16 protein-coding genes and 1 pseudogene are annotated in these 18037 nt (G+C 61.6%); 10 read left to right on the forward strand and 7 right to left on the reverse strand.

All coding sequences use genetic code 11. The features are described 5' to 3' along the window. Window positions 1-151: 151 nt before the first annotated feature. The 3 genes and pseudogenes from J9889_RS24720 to J9889_RS24565 form a co-directional block, all read left to right on the forward strand. Window positions 152-2209: pseudogene (locus J9889_RS24720) on the forward strand (response regulator); the annotation flags it as partial. Further along, window positions 2206-3021, forward strand: a complete 816-nt coding sequence (locus J9889_RS17495; protein ID WP_254052380.1) for a response regulator — start codon at window positions 2206-2208, stop codon at window positions 3019-3021. The pseudogene J9889_RS24720 and the gene J9889_RS17495, both read left to right, overlap by 4 nt. Beyond that, on the forward strand, window positions 2918-3223 hold the full coding sequence (locus J9889_RS24565; RefSeq protein ID WP_258040117.1) for an HD domain-containing phosphohydrolase: 306 nt from the start codon (window positions 2918-2920) through the stop codon (window positions 3221-3223). The genes J9889_RS17495 and J9889_RS24565 overlap by 104 nt, the downstream gene beginning before the upstream one ends. Here J9889_RS24565 and J9889_RS17500 read toward each other — a convergent pair. From J9889_RS17500 to J9889_RS17515, 4 genes are all read right to left on the reverse strand, one after another. Next, entirely contained in the window at window positions 3199-3843 is a 645-nt protein-coding gene (locus J9889_RS17500) for an MBL fold metallo-hydrolase (RefSeq protein ID WP_052815082.1), read from the reverse strand. The genes J9889_RS24565 and J9889_RS17500 overlap by 25 nt on opposite strands. After that, entirely contained in the window at window positions 3837-4967 is a 1131-nt protein-coding gene (gene mnmH / locus J9889_RS17505) for a tRNA 2-selenouridine(34) synthase MnmH (protein ID WP_052815083.1), read from the reverse strand. Before mnmH ends, J9889_RS17500 begins: the two co-directional genes overlap by 7 nt. Continuing rightward, on the reverse strand, window positions 4964-6001 hold the full coding sequence (gene selD / locus J9889_RS17510) for a selenide, water dikinase SelD (protein ID WP_210557515.1): 1038 nt from the start codon (window positions 5999-6001) through the stop codon (window positions 4964-4966). The genes mnmH and selD overlap by 4 nt, the downstream gene beginning before the upstream one ends. 347 nt (window positions 6002-6348) lie before the next feature. Then, on the reverse strand, window positions 6349-7533 hold the full coding sequence (locus tag J9889_RS17515) for an acyltransferase (RefSeq protein WP_210557517.1): 1185 nt from the start codon (window positions 7531-7533) through the stop codon (window positions 6349-6351). Window positions 7534-7792: 259 nt separating this feature from the next. Between J9889_RS17515 and J9889_RS17520 the strand changes: the two genes are divergently transcribed. Continuing rightward, entirely contained in the window at window positions 7793-8437 is a 645-nt protein-coding gene (locus J9889_RS17520) for a glutathione S-transferase family protein (RefSeq protein ID WP_052815086.1), read from the forward strand. A gap of 685 nt (window positions 8438-9122) precedes the next feature. Here J9889_RS17520 and J9889_RS17525 read toward each other — a convergent pair. Then, a complete protein-coding gene (locus J9889_RS17525) occupies window positions 9123-10316 on the reverse strand; it encodes a class I SAM-dependent methyltransferase (protein WP_039039155.1) in 1194 nt (397 codons plus the stop codon). Between the two features lie 184 nt (window positions 10317-10500). Then, window positions 10501-11931 carry a methyl-accepting chemotaxis protein gene (locus J9889_RS17530; protein WP_103243130.1) on the reverse strand — a complete coding sequence of 477 codons (1431 nt, stop codon included), beginning with the start codon at window positions 11929-11931 and terminating at the stop codon, window positions 10501-10503. Window positions 11932-12016: 85 nt separating this feature from the next. Between J9889_RS17530 and J9889_RS17535 the strand changes: the two genes are divergently transcribed. The 3 genes from J9889_RS17535 (at window position 12017) to J9889_RS24225 (ending at window position 13028) form a co-directional block, all read left to right on the forward strand. After that, window positions 12017-12289: an acylphosphatase gene (locus J9889_RS17535; RefSeq protein ID WP_010674727.1), complete on the forward strand. Its 273-nt coding sequence runs from the start codon at window positions 12017-12019 to the stop codon at window positions 12287-12289. Window positions 12290-12301: 12 nt separating this feature from the next. Further along, complete coding sequence (locus J9889_RS24220) at window positions 12302-12697, forward strand: CHAD domain-containing protein (protein WP_053288198.1); 396 nt, start codon at window positions 12302-12304, stop codon at window positions 12695-12697. A 61-nt stretch (window positions 12698-12758) separates the two neighbouring features. Beyond that, window positions 12759-13028 carry a hypothetical protein gene (locus tag J9889_RS24225; RefSeq protein ID WP_234716512.1) on the forward strand — a complete coding sequence of 90 codons (270 nt, stop codon included), beginning with the start codon at window positions 12759-12761 and terminating at the stop codon, window positions 13026-13028. A gap of 71 nt (window positions 13029-13099) precedes the next feature. On the opposite strand, the gene metG is transcribed toward J9889_RS24225, so the two are convergent. Next, a complete protein-coding gene (gene metG, locus J9889_RS17545; protein WP_109112459.1) occupies window positions 13100-15133 on the reverse strand; it encodes a methionine--tRNA ligase in 2034 nt (677 codons plus the stop codon). Window positions 15134-15318: 185 nt separating this feature from the next. Here metG and apbC point away from each other — a divergent pair, with 185 nt between their 5' ends. The 3 genes from apbC to dcd all read left to right on the forward strand — a co-directional run bounded on the left by apbC (window position 15319) and on the right by dcd (window position 17799). Further along, on the forward strand, window positions 15319-16401 hold the full coding sequence (gene apbC / locus J9889_RS17550; RefSeq protein ID WP_109112458.1) for an iron-sulfur cluster carrier protein ApbC: 1083 nt from the start codon (window positions 15319-15321) through the stop codon (window positions 16399-16401). Between the two features lie 108 nt (window positions 16402-16509). Continuing rightward, window positions 16510-17154, forward strand: coding sequence for a uridine kinase (udk, locus tag J9889_RS17555; protein ID WP_042017635.1), 645 nt, complete (start codon window positions 16510-16512; stop codon window positions 17152-17154). 63 nt (window positions 17155-17217) lie between these two features. After that, complete coding sequence (gene dcd / locus J9889_RS17560; RefSeq protein WP_010674732.1) at window positions 17218-17799, forward strand: dCTP deaminase; 582 nt, start codon at window positions 17218-17220, stop codon at window positions 17797-17799. The last annotated feature ends 238 nt before the right edge of the window (window positions 17800-18037 follow it).

Genomic DNA, 18037 nt, shown 5'->3' on the forward strand with positions numbered 1-18037 from the left:
TCTGGGCCATAAAAATAAACAGTTAGTTAAGATCTCGACTATTTACAGCTTGGCAACGCAAGGTACAATTAAAATCGTACTTGGCGCCGCTCAACTGATCGATACTTGATCAACTAGCGCAAAGAATGATCATGCGTCGGCCCTGCTGACCTACCTGCTCGAACAGGGAGGGCTCGAGGATGGTCAGCATGCCCTGGTGCGCAAAATCCACCAGGCCGGGCAGGCGCTGCTCGGGATCATCAACGACATCCTCGATTTCTCCAAGATTGAGTCGGGTCGGCTCAAGCTTGAGCGGGTGCCATTCAGTCTCGAAGAGGTGCTCGATCACGTGGCGGCCATCATGTCCACCTGCGTTGGCCAGAAGCACCTCAAACTGGTGGTGAGCAGTGCCCCCGAGCCGGTTTCCCATCTGATTGGGGACGCCCTGCGCCTCGAGCAGGTGCTGCTCAACCTGACCGGCAATGCCATCAAGTTTACCGAACGCGGCGAGGTGGAGGTCAAGGTTGTGCTGGAATCAGAGCAAGACGGCATGGCCACCTTGCTGTTTCGGGTGCGCGACACCGGGATCGGCATTCCCCCCGAGCAGCAGGCCAACATTTTCAATGCATTCTCCCAGGCAGACTCCTCCACCAGTCGCCGCTTCGGGGGCACCGGGCTTGGTCTGACCATCAGTCGCCGCCTGGTGAATCTGATGGGGGGGACATCGGCGTCACCAGCGAGCTTGGCAAGGGGAGCGAATTCTGGTTCCGCGTCCGGCTGGAGCAGGGGGAGCGGCCCGAGGCCTTGAACGAGCGCCTGCAGCACATCTCGCTGCTCATCGCCGACGACAATCAGGTGACCCGCGACGCCCTGTCGATGACGGTGGGTTCCCTCGGATGGCAGTCGCGGGTGGTGGAGTCCGGTGAGCAGGCGCTGCACCATCTGCTGCGCCAGGGGGAGCGTTTTGACGTGATCCTGCTCGACTGGATCATGCCGGGCATGGACGGGCTCGAGACCTGCCTGGCCATTCGCCGCGCCTTCGAGCAGCAGGAGCGTTCACCCATCATCATCATGGCGACCGCCTATTCCCAGGATGAACTGATGCACCGCCCCGGCTCGGATCAGGTGGATCTGGTGCTGCACAAACCGGTCACCGGCTCCAGTCTCTACAACGCGGTGGCACGTCTCATCCACGAGAAGCGCGAGCATGTGGAGCCCCTTGAGAGTGGCCAGCGCCGTCTGCGCCTGCCGGGCGTGCACATACTGCTGGTGGATGACAGCGACATCAACCTGGAGGTGGCGACCCGCTTGTTGCAACGGGAGGGGGCCGAGGTGATCACCGCCATCGATGGGGAGCGAGCCCTGGCCTGCCTGGCAGATCCGGCACGGCGCATCGATCTGGTACTCATGGATGTGCAGATGCCAGTGATGGATGGCTACGAGGCGACCCGTCGCCTGCGTCTGCTGCCGGGGCGGGAGGAGACTCCCGTGCTGGCACTCACCGCAGGGGTATTCAAGGATCAGCGGGAGGCGGCGCTGGCCTCTGGCATGAACGACTTCATCGCCAAGCCGCTCGATGTGGAGCAGCTTATCGCGACCTTGCTGCGTTATCTGCCGGACTGTGTCCTGCCGCTCACAGTGAGCGACGAGCCACTCCCCCATGAGCCGGTGGCCGGCATCGATATCGATACCGGACTGCGCAACTGGGGTGAAGCCTCGGTCTATCTTAAATACCTGCGGCGTTTTCGCGATGACTACATGACGGTTGGTACCGTGTTGCCGGACTATATCGCCCAGCACGAGACCGATGCGGCCGCGAGCCTGACCCACAAGCTCAAGGGGGGGGCGGGGAGCCTGTCACTCACCGATGTGGCGCGTATCAGTGCCGAGTTGAACGAGGCCATCGAGCAGGGTGGCGACACCAGCCAGCTTATCGCACCCTTCCTCGAGGCCCTGGAGCGTGCACAACACTCCATCGATACCTATGCCGGGCGCGGTCAGTTCCCCGCTGGCCCAGGGGGAAGCGCGGGAGGTCTGCCTGCACGCCCTGCATCAGGCCCTGGTGAGCGAGGATCTGGATCTGATTGAGCCGGCGCTGAGCCAGGCAAGGAGTCACCTTCCTTGTGAACTAGTGAGCGAGATAAGCGCAGCCCTGGAGCTGTTCGATATCCCGTTCGCCACCCGCAAGCTGGAGGATTATCTGGAGGATCGGGAGGAACCTGCGCCATGAGTCGACCGCGCGTGCTGATCATCGACGACGAGCCGAGCAACCTCGGGTTGCTGCGGCAAATCCTCAAGGAGGAATACAACCTCTTCTTTGCCAAAGGGGGAGAGGAGGGGTTGGCCGCCGTGGGGCGTCACGAACCGGCACTTATCATGCTGGACGTGCGCATGCCCGACATGGATGGTTACGAAGTGTGCCGCCGGCTCAAGGCCGATCCGGCTCACGCCGGGATCCCGGTGCTCTTTATCACCGCGAGCGACAACGCAGACAGCGAGAGCCAGGGGTTCGAGGCGGGCGGAGTGGATTATATCTACAAGCCGGTCTGTCCGAGCACGGTGCGTGCCCGGGTGCGCAATCATCTCTCCCTGGTGCGCCTCGATCAGCTCGAGTGCAGCTATCGCACCGCCATCGTCATGCTGAGCGAGGCGGGCCACTACAACGACACCGACACCGGGGTGCATATCTGGCGCATGGCCGCTTACGCCCGGGCCCTGGCTGATGCGGCGGGCTGGAGCCCGGAGCAGTCGGATCTGCTGGGGCTGGCAGCCCCCATGCACGACATGGGCAAGATTGGTATCCCTGACCACATCCTCAAGAAGCCCGGTCCCCTCACCGAGGAGGAGTGGATCATCATGCGAAGTCACCCGCGCATCGGTTACGAGATCCTGAGGCGATCCGATGCCCCCCATCTTTCGCATGGCGGCGGAGATTGCCCTGCACCACCACGAGAAATGGGACGGCTCCGGCTATCCCGCCGGCGAGACCGGCGAGGGGATCCCCGAGGCGTCGCGGATCGTGGCCATCGCCGACGTCTTTGACGCCCTGAGCGTACGTCGCCCCTACAAAGAGCCCTGGCCCCTGGACCGGGTGCTGGCCACCATGCGCGATGGCTCCGGCCAGCACTTCGATCCCCGGCTGCTCTCCCGTTTTCTCGAGATCATGCCGGAGATCTTGCGCCTCAAGGCGCAATGGGATGCCCGCGAGGAGCGGGGGGATTACCAGATGGGCTGTGTCAGATAGGGATTGCTGGCCCGTTCGTGACCAAAGGTGGAGCTCGGGCCATGGCCCGGAATAAAGACGATCTCATCCCCGAGCGGCAGCAGGGTCTCGGTGATCGACTTGATCAGCGCCCCGTGATCCCCGCGCGGGAAATCGGTGCGGCCTATGCTGCCGGCAAAGAGCACATCTCCCACCCAGGCGAGGCGTTCTGCCTGGCAGAGCAGCACGATGTGGCCCGGAGTGTGGCCCGGGCAGAAATAGACATCCAGCTCGCACCGGCCCAGCTGCACCTTGTCACCCAGTGCAAGCCAGCGATCGGGGGTGAAGGCTGGTGTGTGGGAGAAGCCGAACATCTGACTCTGCTGGGGCAGCATGTCGAGCCAGAAGGCATCCTCCTTGTGGGGGCCGGTAATGGCGACACCGGTTCTCTCGCGCAGCTCGGCGGCGGCGCCCACATGATCCAGATGGCCGTGGGTCAGCAGGATATGGGTGAGGGTCAGCCCCCGTTTGGCTATGGCGGCCAGCAGCTTGTCCGCCTCGCCGCCGGGATCGACGAGGGCAGCCTGGCGGGTCTCGTCACACCAGATAAGAGAACAATTCTGGGCGAACTGGGTGACCGGGATCACCTCGAACTTCAACATGTGGGACTCTCCTGAGGGGTCTGAAGGGGGGAGCGTTTGGCGAAGAAGGCGAGGCAGGCCTCCTTGGCACCACGAAACAGGATCCGCTCGCGCTTGTTGTCCAGCTGATAGCGGTACATGGGGTCATAGTAGCGAGTCAGCAGCAGTCTGATCCAGACCAGATGGGCGCGGGTGTCCCCGCTCTGGGCCTGTTCCCTGAGGGCGGCCTGCAACAGCCCATCGAGTTCGCGATAATCCTTGTCACCGAGTCGGCGCTTGAGCCTGGCCATGGCGTCGGTGAGGTAGCCGGCAAACAGCGGCCAGCCTGCATCTGGCCCATGGAACTCCAGATAGCGCAGCCAGAGATCCTGCACGTAATCGGTGCGGATCTGCTCGGCCCGTGCCTCCTGCGGCACCTCCACCACCACCAGGGGAGCCCGGCACATGGCCTCATAAAGGTTGAGTGGCAGGGCGCAGCGACCGATGAGACGGCTCTCGTCTTCCAGTACAAACTGTGACTCTCCCCGGTTGCGACGCTGAAGCAGCTCGATGGCAAGCCGATTTTCGAAGTCGATGTTGCCGGGTTGCCCACCCGGCAGTTGGCCAAACGACGACCCCCTGTGACGGGCGTGCCCTTCCAGATCCACCGCCTGGGTGATGTGCGCCAGCATGTGGGTCTTGCCGGAGCCGGTCATGCCGGTCAGCACGGTCCAGTCGCACTCTGCACTGGCCTTCGCCTGGGTGTCGATGAGAAAGTGGCGCAGCGCCTTGTAGCCGCCCGCGACCCGGGGGCGGGTGATGCCGGCCTCGGCCAGCCACTGCTGCACTGTCTGGGAGCGCAGGCCGCCGCGAAAACAGTAGAGCAGGGCGTCGGGTTGCTGGCGCAACCTGGCCAGCCAGCCTTCCATGCGCGCGTCGCGCACCGCGCCTCCCACCAGTTGATGGCCCAGGGCGATGGCTGCGGCCTGACCCTCCTGCTTGTAACAGGTACCGACCCGGGCACGCTCCTCGTCCGTCATCAGCGGCAGGCTGACGGCGGTGGGAAAGGCCCCTTCCTTGAACTCGACGGGGGCGCGCAGATCGATGAGTGGAACCTCATCCAGAAAGATCCGGGCGTAATCCGTGGCCAGTGGCAGTGTACTCATTGGACAACCTCGATGAACTGGTTGCCGGTGCGGGCCTGCAACTGGCCGATGGGAGAGAGGGTCAGCCCTGCCTGTGCGGCAATGGCAAGGAGCTCGGCTTCACTTTCTTTACCGACGGCTACCAGCAGGCCGCCGCTGGTCTGCGGGTCGCACAGGATGCTGCGGGTGCGATCATCCATGGCGCCCAGCTTGTCACCATAGGAGTCGAAGTTGCGCAGGGTACCGCCTGGTACGCAGCCCTCACTCAGGTAGTAATCCACCTCGTCCAGCAGCGGCAGCGCCTTGAAGTCCAGACGGGCACTGACGCCGGAACTTTCGCACATCTCCAGCAGGTGGCCTGCCAGTCCAAAACCGGTCACGTCGGTCATGGCGTGCACGCCGGGTAAGGCGGCGAAGCGCTGGCCAATCTTGTTGAGGGTACACATGGCATCCGGGGCCAGTTGCTCATGCTCGGGCTTGAGCTTGCCCTTCTTCTGGGCGGTGGTGAGGATGCCGATGCCAAGGGGTTTGGTAAGATAGAGCACATCACCCACCTGGGCGGTGTCATTCTGCTTGATGGCGTCGAGTGGCACGATACCGGTCACTGCGAGGCCGAAGATGGGCTCGGGGGCGTCGATGCTGTGACCGCCTGCCAGAGAAATGCCCGCCTCGTGACACACCTGGCGACCCCCGTCGATCACCTGCTGGGCCACTTCAGGTGCGAGTATGTTGACGGGCCAGCCGAGGATGGCTATGGCGACGATGGGCTTGCCGCCCATGGCATAGATGTCGCTGATGGCATTGGTGGCGGCGATGCGACCGAAGGTGAAGGGATCGTCGACGATGGGCATGAAGAAGTCGGTGGTGGAGACGATGCCCTGGCCGTTGCCGATGTCGACCACGGCGGCGTCATCTTTGCTGCTGTTGCCGACCACCAGGGTGGGGTCGTCAAAGCCCGGGATCTGGCTCTTCAAGATGGTGTCGAGCACCTTGGGGGAGATTTTGCAACCGCAGCCAGCGCCGTGGCTGTATTGGGTCAGACGAATGGAAGACATGCTTTCCCCTTGTGTGGGCAGACTTGTGTGTGCCAATAACTGCTGCGGCGCCGTCAAATGTGCGCGCAAAAATAGGGTGGCCCTGGCGGCCTGTGAACACAGTGATGTCAGGCTGCCAGGCAGGGCGGGAGGAGGGCAGGATGCGCCGGCGAAGCCCCGCCGAGGACCACAGGACGGGCCATTATGCCACAGACGGCCCTCTTGATTCGAACTGGAATTCACACAAAGCGCAGGGGATTGTCGGGTTCAAAAAGAGCCGTACTCTTCGCCTTGCTCAGGCTAGTCCCACTTTGAGCCGCCCCGACGGCGTGCCGGTCTTGCATCGGGGCAGCATGTGGCGACGGAAACTAGCCAGCTTGCTCCATCACTGGTTGGGGAGCCTTGCCTAGCCGGCGCAGTCGCCGTTGCAGCGGCCGCTCCAGCAGGGTGTAGCTCAGTGCCGAGAGCCCGATCAGCACGGCGAGCATCAACAGGGTGGCCAGCACCCCCAGCAAGGGGTTGGTCTGGGCGTACCACCACGCGGTGAGCCCCGGCGCCAGAGAGTGGACAAGCTCGCAGCCGGTGAGCAACACCAGGGCGTGGAGCAGGTAGATGGAGTAGGAGAGATCCCCCAGCCAGTTGGTGAAGCGGTTGTCCAGGAGGCGCAGCAGCGGGCTCTGGCGATCGCCCTGGCAGGCGGCAATCCAGATCTGCAACACGTAGGCGCTGATCAGCAGCAGGGTCAGCTGCGGCGTCATGGTGAACTGCATCAGTGCGAAGGGGAGCACAAAGGCGAGCAGCAGCGGCAGATCTTGCTGCATCATGGACCACTGGCGGGCAGCCTTCACCTTGGGCTGCAGCCAGAGGCCGAGCACGAATTCACTCACCCCGCGCCCGATGGCCAGCGCTCCGCTGGTGACATCCAGGGTACCCCGGCTGTGCACGATAAAGGCCAGCACCGTCAGGGCCAGCAAGGGGGCGAGGTTGCTCCAGCGGCTGCGGGTGACGGCGAGGGGAATGAGCAGTGGAAACAGCAGATAGCTAATCCACTCCACGCTGAGCGACCAGGCGGCGAAGTTCCAGGTCAATCCGTGATCGGTCACCACCTGCAGCAGCAACAGGCTGCTTGGCAGCGCCTCGGCCGGGGTAAAGGGGGAACCAAAAGGAGGCATCCCCTCCCACTCCCACATCTTGAACAGGGGGCCGGCGTAGAAGCCAATCCCGTGGTGGGCCTTGTAGAGCTCCCAGCCCACCAGCAGCAGCAGGGTCACCAGGTAGAGGGGATACACCCGGGTCAGCCGCAGCCAGAGGAAGCGGCCATAACTTATGGTGCGGGGCGTGCGGGCGAAGGTCTCCCCGTAGACGTGGGCCAGCACCAGCCCGCTCAAGATAAAGAAGAGATCGACCCAGAGGTAGCCGTTCTCGATGAGTTGGGTGTGGCCGGCGATCGACTCCATCCACTGGGGGAAGAGCAGCAAGCGGGCGTGGAACAGCACCACCATCAGGGCAGCGATGCCCCGCAGCGGCGTCAACAGCGGCAATGATTGATTCATGACGGGATCCTTGATGATGTTCAGCTTGGCCTGACATCGATTTTTGTTGTGGTGCCGCTCATCAACCCTGATGAGTCGGCTGCCCCGGCTTGGCGGCCGCAGGCGGGATCACCCTACCTAAAAGAGAGTCATACGAGTGTGATTGCCGTCATGAATGGGCGTTTATCATCCCAAAACCAGCATGGGATAGGGACGCATCGAAAATAGAGAGGGGATCTAGACTAGGGAAGTCATCCCTCTGAGCGTCAGGAACATTCCCATGAAACTCTATGCCCACCCCTTTTCTTCCTACAGCCAGAAAGTGCTGATCGCTCTCTACGAGAATACCACCCTGTTCGAGTACCGGAATCTCGAAGAGCCGGAGGCGAGCGCCGAACTTGCCGCCCTCTGGCCACTCAAGCGCTTCCCGATGTTGCTGGATGATGGTCGCTGCATCCTCGAGAGCAGCACCATCGTCGCCCATCTGCAGGCGCACCATCCGGGCCCCGTCAGCCTGATCCCGCCTGGCGATGCGGGTCTGGAGGTGCATATGCTGGATCGCGTCTTCGACAACTATGTGATGACGCCGATGCAAAAAGTGGTGCTGGATGCAATGCGCCCGGCCGCTGATCGCGACCGCTATGGCGTAGTGGAGGCCCGCGAGCTGCTCAATCAGATCTACCCCTGGCTTGATCAGCGACTGGAAGGACGCCACTGGATTGCCGGCGCAGACTTTACGCTGGCCGATTGCGCCGCAGCCCCCTCGCTCTTCTACGCCGACTGGGCCCACGAGATCCCGGCTGGCTATGGCCGTCTGCGTGCCTATCGCGCCCGTCTGCTCAATCATCCCTCCATCGTGCGGGTGGTGGAGGAGGCGAGGCCATTTCGACACTACTTCCCGCTGGGCGCGCCGGCGCGTGATTGAGCGGGATGACTTGTGGTGGGCGAGTATTGTCGTCCCAGGCAATGTGCGAGGCGGACAGGGGCATGGCGTGATCCATTGCAGGGGAAAACAGCAATATTCATTCAAATGAGTGGGTATGCGTTTATGGCTGATATTTCCCCGAGGATTTTTGAATGTTGATGCGTAATATTTCATGCTTTTGCATAAAAAAATGCCGGGCATGTCTCTGCTGGTGGGTTGTGTAGTGAAAGAGAGATGAGAATCGGGTTAACGATGCGGCAACCTTTGATTGAAGATGGCAGTCGTCAGTCGAAGAGGAGGGATGGGGGCCGCAATCGCTGTTGGTGGCAAAGTCGGGGGGAGGTTGTCTCTTTGGCGCTGCATAAAAAAAGCCCGCTACGATCGCGCAATGCTGTTCACTTAAGAGAATTTGAGTTCCAGTCCACGTAGTATCAGGACAAAAAAGCGAGGGAGGCATGATGCCTCCCTCTTTCTATTGCAAGCCCCGCTGGATAAAGGCTGGAGGAAGATCGACTGGACACAGCCTTGCCCCCTCAACTCAAATCCAATTTATGAATAATCAGTCAAAAAAGTGCTTATCTGAACAGCATTGCGCTACGATCGCGGGCTTTTTGATGACTAGCAGAACCCAGTCCTGGCCCGGATCTGGAACGGGGACAAGGGGGGCAGCGCTGGTCTGCTCGGCTTAGCGGGCGCGCACCACCAGCCCCTTGAGGTAGAAGCCTTCCGGATAGGCGGTACCGATGGGGTGATCAGATGCCTGGGAGAGCAGCTCCAGGATCTGGGCATCGCGACCGGCATCGAGGGCCGCATCGGCCACTATCTTCTGGAACAGGCTCTGCTCCATCAGGCCGGAGCAGGAGTAGGTCAAGAGCACGCCACCCGGCGCCAGCAGTTGGAACGCCAGCATGTTGATGTCCTTGTAGCCGCGGCAGGCGCCCAGCAGCTGGGCCTTGCTCTCGGCAAACTTGGGTGGGTCCAGCACGATGACATCGAACTTCTCGCCCTTCTCGCGATATTCGCGCAAGAGCTTGAAGACGTCGTGACGCACGAACTGGGTGTTGCTGGTATCGAGACCGTTCAGTTCGGCGTTCTGGCGGGCGATGTCCAGCGCATTCTGGGAGAGATCGACGTTGACTACCTCCTTGGCACCGCCCTGGAGGGCATAGACCCCGAAACCGCCGGTGTAGCAGAAGCAGTTGAGCACCCGCTTGCCTTCAGTGTATTTCGCTGCGGCAAGGCGGTTATCCCGCTGATCCAGATAGAAACCCGTCTTGTGACCGTTGCGAATATCGACCAGGATCTTGACGCCGCCGTTCTCCTCGATCACCACGGGGTCGGTCGGGGTCTCGCCATGAATGACGCCGGTGCGCTCCTTCAGCCCTTCCTTCTTGCGCACGGCCACGTCGGAGCGCTCATAGATGCTGCACTCGGGGTAGAGGGTACGCAGGGCTTGCGTTATCAGCTCACGCTGGAACTCGGCACCGGCGGAGAGGATCTGGCACACCAGGAAGTCGGCGTAGCGGTCGATGGTGAGGCCCGGCAGACCGTCGGATTCGGCGGCGCAGAGGCGATAGCCGGTGAGGCCCTGACGCTTGATGAGCCCGTCACGGGACTCCTGGGCGTATTTTAGGCGACGGATGAAGAAGTCGAGATCGACGCTCTCATCCTTGTCGAAGGTCCAGACCCGGGCACGGATCTGGGAGCTGCCGGACCAGGCACCACGGGCGAGCCATTTGCCGTCATGGGTGAAGATCTCGACGGTATCGCCGTCAACGGGGTTGCCCTGCACCCGCTCAATGCCCTTGGAGAAGATCCAGGGGTGGCGACGCAGCAGGGATTTTTCGCGGCCTTTGACGAGATAGATGGAAGCGCTCATGGGTAGTTGCCGATGGTAGAAAAGAAGGGGGCATATAGTAGGGGCTGTGAGGGTAGGCACGCAAGCCGCGTCTACCGGGATCCGTGCATCCACACGCGGTCAGGGTCGGACGGGCTGTTTAGCACGTCCCCAGCGCCTGGCCCAGACATGGCAGGCCATCTGGAGGATGGCCTGCCGGAGGGGGTCAGATCCGCAGGCCGGTGAGCGCCTGACCGAGTTCATTGGCGGTTCCCTTGAGGCCGGTGGTGCCGGCGACCGCCGCGCTGGCGGACTCCTCCACCCGGCTCGCCTCGTGGCGCACCTTGTCGAGGTTGCGAGTGATCTCCTCTGCCACCGAACTCTGCTCTTCGCTGGAGGTGGCGATCTGGGTGCTCATCTCCAGGACCGCATCGCTGTGGTTGCTGAGCCGCTCGATGTCCATGCCCACCTCGGTGATGAGCTGCTGGCTGTCGGCCGCGCGCCCCACCGTCTTCTCCATGATGTCGTTGAGCGCCCCGGTCCCGGCCTGGAGCTCCTCGATCATCTGCTGGATCTCTACCGTGGCCTGTTGGGTGCGGCTGGCGAGGGTGCGCACCTCGTCGGCCACCACCGCAAAGCCGCGTCCCTGTTCACCAGCCCGGGCGGCCTCGATGGCGGCGTTGAGGGCCAGCAGGTTGGTTTGCTGGGAGATGGCGTTGATGACGTTGACCACTTCGTTGATGCGATTGGCGTTGTGAGTCAACCGTTCGACCGCGCCCGAGGCATTGCCAATCTCGTCCGCCAGGGTGCGGATGGCGGTGATGGTGCGTGCCACCCGCTGTGCCCCGTGAGTCGCCTCGTCGCTGGACTGGCGGGTTTGCAGCAGGGTGTCATTGGCGTTGCGGGCCACTTCCCGGATGGCGGCGGACATCTGCTCCATGGCGGCGGCCAGGGAGTCCATGTGCTGTCGCTGGGCGCGGGCAAGCTGCTCGCCGTCGCTGGCATGCTCGCGAAATTCGTCGGCGGCCAGGGTAAGGGCATCGGCGGACTCTTCCACCAGTTGCACTATCTTGTGCTGGCGGTCGGTGAAGGTGTCGATACTGCCCGCCAGAATGGAGAACTCGTCCCGCACCGGAAAGAAGTTGAGCCGGAAGGTGAGATCGCCGTTCGCCACCGTCTGCAATGCCTTGTTGGTGGAGTAGAGGGCCCCCGAGACGAAGGTCATCAGATAGTGGGTGATGAGGGCCAGCAGTGCGGCCAGCACCGCGATGATGGTGAGCGTGGTGCCCTGACCATCCCAGAGGGCGTAGTGACTCGTATCCAGGGTACCGGAGACGACGCCCGCCTGACCTGCGCTGGCGCCATAGCGATAGATGTCTCCCTGCTGGCTAAGGCCGGTGGCGGCGCCAGGCGTGAGTACGAGATCCGCGGGCAGGGTAAGGGTCGGCTGCTGGCTCACCAGCTGGGCCGTGGTCTCGACCCGCCCTTTGAGCTGATCCACTCTGAGCTGCATCGCCTGATCATGGCCGTCGGCCAGCAGATACCAGGTGAGGAAGGCGATGAACACCAGGGGGCACCAGAAGGTGATGAGAAATTTCTCGCTGATCGTGAGGTGAATGAGATAACGGTCAACCCACCGAAACTTTACTTCTTTCATAATGGTATTGCGTCCTGCAAGGGGAAGAGAGTGTCGCGCTCATTATCGCCCCGGGGAAAAATTACTTAAGGGAAAGGTGTGATAAATGGGAGAGCAATCGTTTGTCGTGCGGGTGTGGGGTCAGGTTCAGGGAGTGGGGTTTCGCTACTTCACCCGGGAGCGGGCGCTGCAACTGGGGCTGCGGGGGCATGCCTACAACCTGGAAGATGGCTCGGTGGAAATCCTGATTGCCGGTCCCGAACAGAAGGTACAGATGATGCTGGGCTGGCTTGAGCACGGGCCCCGAACCGCCACCGTCACCCGAATGGAGTGCACCCAGGCGTTGCCACCCACCGGAACCGGTTTTCATACCAACTAGCCGGGAGGGTTCATGGGGGAGAGCTGGATTGCGCAGGCCAACCGGCTCGTTGGGCAATATCGGGGGGCGACCCTGGCACTGCGCGAGCACAAGGGGATGGAAGAGGTGCATGCCTACCGGATAGCGGCCCGCCGCCTGCTGGCGCTGCTCGCCCTGTGGCGACCCCTCATTCATGAGCCCGAGCTGGAGCGGCGATTGACCCGTGCTGTCGGCACGCTCTCCGCCCTGCGCGATGCCCAGGTCTATGCGCAGCATCATGGTGGCTCGCTTCGGCAGAACCGCTTGCCACGGGTCCCCCTGTTGACCGGCCCGTTGGCTGGCCCGACTGGAAGAGGTACCCGTCGGTGTCGATCTCTTGCCGCTGTTTCAGCTGCATCTGGCGCTGTCACTGTCGGATGCACTGGCTAAGACCTCCTCCCTTCCTGTGGGCATCAGGGCGAGACTTCGGTGCTGGCACCGGCTGCGTCTGGTGCTGAAACAGGCGCGCTACGGGATGGAGCTGCTGACGGCTCAGGGGGGAGGGGATCCGGCCTGGTTGTCCATGCTGGTGAGCTGGCAGGAGCGTCTTGGGCAATTGCAGGACAGACGCCAATGGCTCAGACGCCTTCGGGGCGAAACGGGGCGAGGTCAGCAACGGCGAGCCCTGAAAACAGAGATCCGCTGCCAACTACTGCAACTGGATTGCCATCAGGTGGAGCTGGTCGGCCTTCGCATGGCATTGCAGCAGAGCGGGCAGTAAGCACCCCACAAGATAAAAAAAGAGAGGCCATTGGCCTCTCTTTTCATTGGGACTGTCCGGGAAGGGGCGTATTACTTCACGCGCATGCCCGGCTGGGCACCTTCCTGGGGCTCGAGGATCCAGAGATCCTTGCCACCCGGACCTGCCGCCAGCACCATGCCTTCGGACATGCCAAAGCGCATCTTGCGCGGGGCCAGGTTGGCCACCATCACGGTCAGCTTGCCTTCCAGATCTTCCGGGTTGTAGGCGGACTTGATACCGGCAAAGACCTGACGGGTTTCGCCGCCGATATCCAGTTGCAACTTCAGCAGCTTCTCGGCTTCCGGCACCGCTTCGGCTTTCTTGATCAGCGCCACCCGCAGGTCAATCTTGGCAAAGTCGTCGTAGGTGATGGTCTCGCTGATGGGATCGTCCACCAGGGGGCCTGCCGGCTTCTTGCTCTGTTCCTTGGCGAGATCTTCCTTGGACGCTTCCACCATGGCATCCACCTTGGCGGACTCGATGCGGGAGAAGAGTGCCTTGAAGGGGGCGACGCCGTGGTCGACCAGAGGGGCGGTGATGCCATCCCAGGTCAGGGTTTCGCCAAGGAAGGCTTCGGCGCGCTCGGCCAGTTGCGGCATGACGGGCTTCAAGTAGGCCATCAGCACGCGGAACAGGTTGATGCCGACGGAGCAGACGGCTTGCAGCTCGGCATCCGCCCCTTCCTGCTTGGCGATGACCCAGGGAGCCTTGTCGTCCACATAGCGGTTGGCCTTGTCGGCCAGGGCCATGATCTCGCGGATGGCGCGGCTGAATTCGCGCGCTTCATAGGCTTCGGCGATGCTGGCGCTGGCGTTGGCAAACTCGGCGTAGAGTGCGGGTTCGGCGCAGGTGACGGCCAGCTTGCCGTCAAAACGCTTGGCGATAAAGCCGGCGTTGCGAGAGGCCAGGTTGACCAGCTTGTTGACCACATCGGCGTTGACGCGGGAGACGAAGTCTTCGAGGTTCAAGTCCAGATCGTCGATGCGGCTGTTGAGCTTGGCGGCGTAGTAGTAACGCAGGCACTCCGGATCCAGGTGCTGGAGATAGGTGGACGCCTTGATGAAGGTGCCCTTGGACTTGGACATCTTGGCGCCGTTGACGGTCACATAGCCGTGCACGTTGACCTTGGTCGGCTTGCGGAAGTTCGCGCCTTCCAGCATGGCCGGCCAGAACAGGCAGTGGAAGTAGGCGATGTCCTTGCCGATGAAGTGATAGAGCTCGGCGTCGGAGTCCGCTTTCCAGTAGCTGTCGAAGTCGATGTCGCCGCGCTTGTTGCACAGGTTCTTGAACGACGCCATGTAGCCGATGGGGGCGTCCAGCCAGACATAGAAGTATTTGCCGGGGGCACCGGGAATTTCGAAGCCGAAGTAGGGGGCGTCACGGGTGATGTCCCACTGCTGCAGGCCGCTTTCGAACCACTCTTGCATCTTGTTGGCCATCTCTTCCTGGATGGCGCCGGAGCCGCGTACCCAGTCGGCGAGCCAGGCTTCGAACTGGGGCAGGTCGAAGAAGTAGTGCTCTGAGTCCTTCATCACCGGGGTCGCACCGGAGACGGCGGATTTCGGATCAATCAGCTCGGTCGGGCTGTAGGTGGCGCCGCAAGCGTCGCAGTTGTCACCGTACTGATCGGGGGACTTGCACTTGGGGCAGGTGCCCTTGACGAAGCGATCCGGCAGGAACATGGATTTTTCCGGATCGAACAGTTGGGAGATGGTGCGGATCTTGATTTTGCCGGACTCTTTGAGGCGGCCATAGATCACGCCCGCCAGCTCGCGGTTCTCGTCGCTGTGGGTGGAGTGGTAGTTGTCGAAGCTGATGTTGAAACCGGCAAAATCCCCCTGGTGCTCCTGGGATACGGCGGCAATCATCTCTTCCGGCGAGATCCCCATCTGCTGGGCTTTGAGCATGATGGGCGTGCCGTGGGCATCGTCGGCACAGACGAAATGCACCTGATGGCCACGCATTCGCTGATAACGAACCCAGATATCGGCCTGGATGTGTTCCAGCATGTGGCCGAGATGGATGGAGCCGTTGGCATAGGGGAGGGCGCAGGTTACCAGCATTCTACGAGGATCAGTTGCCATAATACGTTCTTTATGTGCCTGTTGGGATGATACAGTGCCGTGCATGTTACCCGAATTGGGGGCGGCCTGCCTAGGGTTGTGGCCCCCGGTGCCCTGACTGGCGGCATCACGATGACGTCGGCAAGCCACTGATTTATGTGCGGTAACCGTTCACCTCAGCATAACGACAACATAATGGGGAGTTAATGGTGATTGATTCAGTAAAACAGATCCTGGCCGAATTTAAGCCGGCAGGATGGGGCAAGGATCTGGTCGCGGCCGGTTTTGTGCGTTCCGTCGAGCGGCACGAACAGACCCTGGCCATCACGCTGGTGCTGCCCTTTGCCGGCCAGTCCCTGTTTGAACAGATCAAAGAGGAGTTCGATGCCCGGCTGCGCAGCGCAACCGGTGCGACCCGCATCGACTGGACGGGGGAGATAGACGTGGCCAGCATGCCCCGCGCGCAGCAACTGGCGGCGGTACAGGGGATCCGCAATATCCTGGTGGTTGCCTCCGGCAAGGGAGGGGTGGGCAAGTCCACTACCGCGGTCAACCTGGCGCTGGCGCTGCAAAAAGAGGGGGCGCGGGTCGCCCTGCTGGATGCGGACATCTATGGCCCCTCCATCCCGACCATGACGGGGACCCTCAAGGAGCGCCCTGTCAGCTTTGATGGCAAGTTGATGGAGCCGGTGATGGCCTGCGGCATCAAGAGCAACAGCATCGGTTATCTGGTGGCTGAGCAGGATGCCACCATCTGGCGCGGTCCCATGGCGAGCAAGGCACTCGGGCAGATCCTACACGAGACCCGCTGGGGCGAGGTGGACTACCTGGTGGTGGACATGCCCCCGGGCACCGGCGATATCCAGCTGACGCTGGCCCAGCAGGTGCCCACCACGGCGGCGGTGATCGTCACGACGCCCCAGGATGTGGCGCTGGCAGATGCCCGCAAGGGGATTGCCATGTTCAACAAGGTCAATGTGCCTGTGCTTGGCATCGTCGAGAACATGAGTTACCACGTCTGCAGCGCCTGCGGGCATCACGAGCCGTTGTTCGGTACCGGCGGTGGCCAGAAGATGGCGGAGCAGTATCACGTGGCGCTGCTTGGTCAGTTGCCGCTGCATATCGACATTCGCCAGCACATGGATGAAGGCTGCCCCACCGTGTTCGGTGCGCCGGATGGCGAGCTGTCACAGACTTACCTGAAACTGGCTCGCCGGGTAGGGGCCGAGCTCTATTTCAGCGCAAAACCGATTGCGACCCCGCTCTACACGGTGGCGCTGGACGAATAATCGGCGTTCGGCCAAGAGGGACGGATTTGGGGTGGGCATGGCCACCCCTTTTTCATATAATGGATCGGTTTAAACAATCCCCAGTGCTCTTCTCTTTAGGTATTTTCAATGTCTGATACTCAACATTCCTGCGTGATCATCGGTATTGCTGGTGCATCCGCGTCCGGCAAGAGTCTTATCGCCCAAACCATCTATGAAGAGCTGGTGGCCGAGCTGGGAGCGGGTCAGATTGGTGTGATCACCGAGGATTGCTACTACCGTGATCAGACCCACCTGACCATGGAAGAGCGGGTCAAGACCAACTATGACCACCCCAATGCCCTGGATCACGATCTGCTGGTGCAGCATCTGACCCAGCTGACGCAAGGGGAGGCGGTCAACATTCCCCAGTACTCCTATACCGAGCACACGCGCATGAGCGAGGTCACCACCTTTGCACCGCGCCGTGTCATCATCCTCGAAGGGATACTGCTGTTGACCGACAGCCGCCTGCGCGAACTGATGGACGCCTCCATCTTCATGGATACCCCGCTCGACATCTGTTTGCTGCGCCGTCTGGTGCGCGATGTGCAGGAGCGCGGTCGTACCATGGACTCCGTGCTCAAGCAGTATCAGAAGACTGTGCGTCCCATGTTCATGCAGTTCATCGACCCGTCCAAGCAGTATGCCGACGTGATCGTGCCCCGTGGCGGCAAGAACCGCATCGCCATCGACATGCTCAAGGCGCGTATCCGCCATATGTTGATTGGTTGAGAGAAAACAAGCCGGGTGATGCCCGGCTTTTTTTAATGAATCTTTTGTCAGGAGAGTCGCAGAATGCGTCTTTGTGATACCGATATCGAACGGCACCTGGATGAAGGCAAGATCGTCATCGAGCCGCGGCCCGGTGTTGAGCGGATCAGCGGCGTCAGCGTCGATGTGCTGCTGGGCAACGAGTTTCGGGTGTTTCGCGATCATACCGCGCCTTATATCGACCTTGGCGGTACCAGTGCCGAGATGGCCGATGCCATCGAGCGGGTGATGAGCGAGGAGATCCACGTGCCGGACGGTGAAGCCTTCTATCTGCACCCGGGTCAGCTGGCGCTGGCGGTGACCTATGAATCGGTTACCTTGCCCGCCGATATCGTCGGCTGGCTGGATGGTCGCTCCTCCCTGGCGCGCCTCGGCCTCATGGTACACGTCACCGCCCACCGCATCGATCCGGGCTGGTCCGGTCGCATCGTGCTGGAGTTTTACAACGGCGGCAAGTTGCCTCTGGCCCTGCGTCCCAAGATGAAGATCGGTGCCCTGAACTTCGAGATGCTGTCAGGTACTGCAGCTCGCCCGTACAACAAACGGGAAAATGCCAAATACAAGAGTCAGCAAGGGGCTGTGGCCAGCCGGATCAACCAGGATTGACCCCCGCACCGTGCGGCTTGTCTATCGAGGAGGGTGCCAGGGCACCCTCTTTTATATCTGACAAAAGGAAACGGACGTGCCGAGCGGGTTGAAAGCGGCCTTTTTCGGGACATCGAGCTATGCTTAGGCTTTGATTGACGCCTATCCACAGCAATGGAATGGACTTAAATTAATCCTCGACAAGCCCCGTTCCTACAGGCCATAAGACATTTTCTGACGGAATGCCCTTTTTTTTTTT

It is taken from the genome of Aeromonas sp. PrichA-15 (assembly GCF_017939245.1).
In the GTDB taxonomy this organism is placed as follows: domain Bacteria; phylum Pseudomonadota; class Gammaproteobacteria; order Enterobacterales; family Aeromonadaceae; genus Aeromonas; species Aeromonas caviae.

Coding starts and splice junctions, on each gene's coding strand:
- metG (WP_109112459.1), bottom strand. CDS start 15,133: ATGGCAACTGATCCTCGTAGAATGCTGGTAACCTGCGCCCTCCCCTAT.
- J9889_RS17515 (WP_210557517.1), bottom strand. CDS start 7,533: ATGAATCAATCATTGCCGCTGTTGACGCCGCTGCGGGGCATCGCTGCC.
- dcd (WP_010674732.1), top strand. CDS start 17,218: ATGCGTCTTTGTGATACCGATATCGAACGGCACCTGGATGAAGGCAAG.
- mnmH (WP_052815083.1), bottom strand. CDS start 4,967: ATGAGTACACTGCCACTGGCCACGGATTACGCCCGGATCTTTCTGGAT.
- udk (WP_042017635.1), top strand. CDS start 16,510: ATGTCTGATACTCAACATTCCTGCGTGATCATCGGTATTGCTGGTGCA.
- J9889_RS17495 (WP_254052380.1), top strand. CDS start 2,206: ATGAGTCGACCGCGCGTGCTGATCATCGACGACGAGCCGAGCAACCTC.
- J9889_RS17525 (WP_039039155.1), bottom strand. CDS start 10,316: ATGAGCGCTTCCATCTATCTCGTCAAAGGCCGCGAAAAATCCCTGCTG.
- selD (WP_210557515.1), bottom strand. CDS start 6,001: ATGTCTTCCATTCGTCTGACCCAATACAGCCACGGCGCTGGCTGCGGT.
- J9889_RS17535 (WP_010674727.1), top strand. CDS start 12,017: ATGGGAGAGCAATCGTTTGTCGTGCGGGTGTGGGGTCAGGTTCAGGGA.
- J9889_RS17520 (WP_052815086.1), top strand. CDS start 7,793: ATGAAACTCTATGCCCACCCCTTTTCTTCCTACAGCCAGAAAGTGCTG.
- J9889_RS17530 (WP_103243130.1), bottom strand. CDS start 11,931: ATGAAAGAAGTAAAGTTTCGGTGGGTTGACCGTTATCTCATTCACCTC.
- J9889_RS24220 (WP_053288198.1), top strand. CDS start 12,302: ATGGGGGAGAGCTGGATTGCGCAGGCCAACCGGCTCGTTGGGCAATAT.
- J9889_RS17500 (WP_052815082.1), bottom strand. CDS start 3,843: ATGTTGAAGTTCGAGGTGATCCCGGTCACCCAGTTCGCCCAGAATTGT.
- apbC (WP_109112458.1), top strand. CDS start 15,319: ATGGTGATTGATTCAGTAAAACAGATCCTGGCCGAATTTAAGCCGGCA.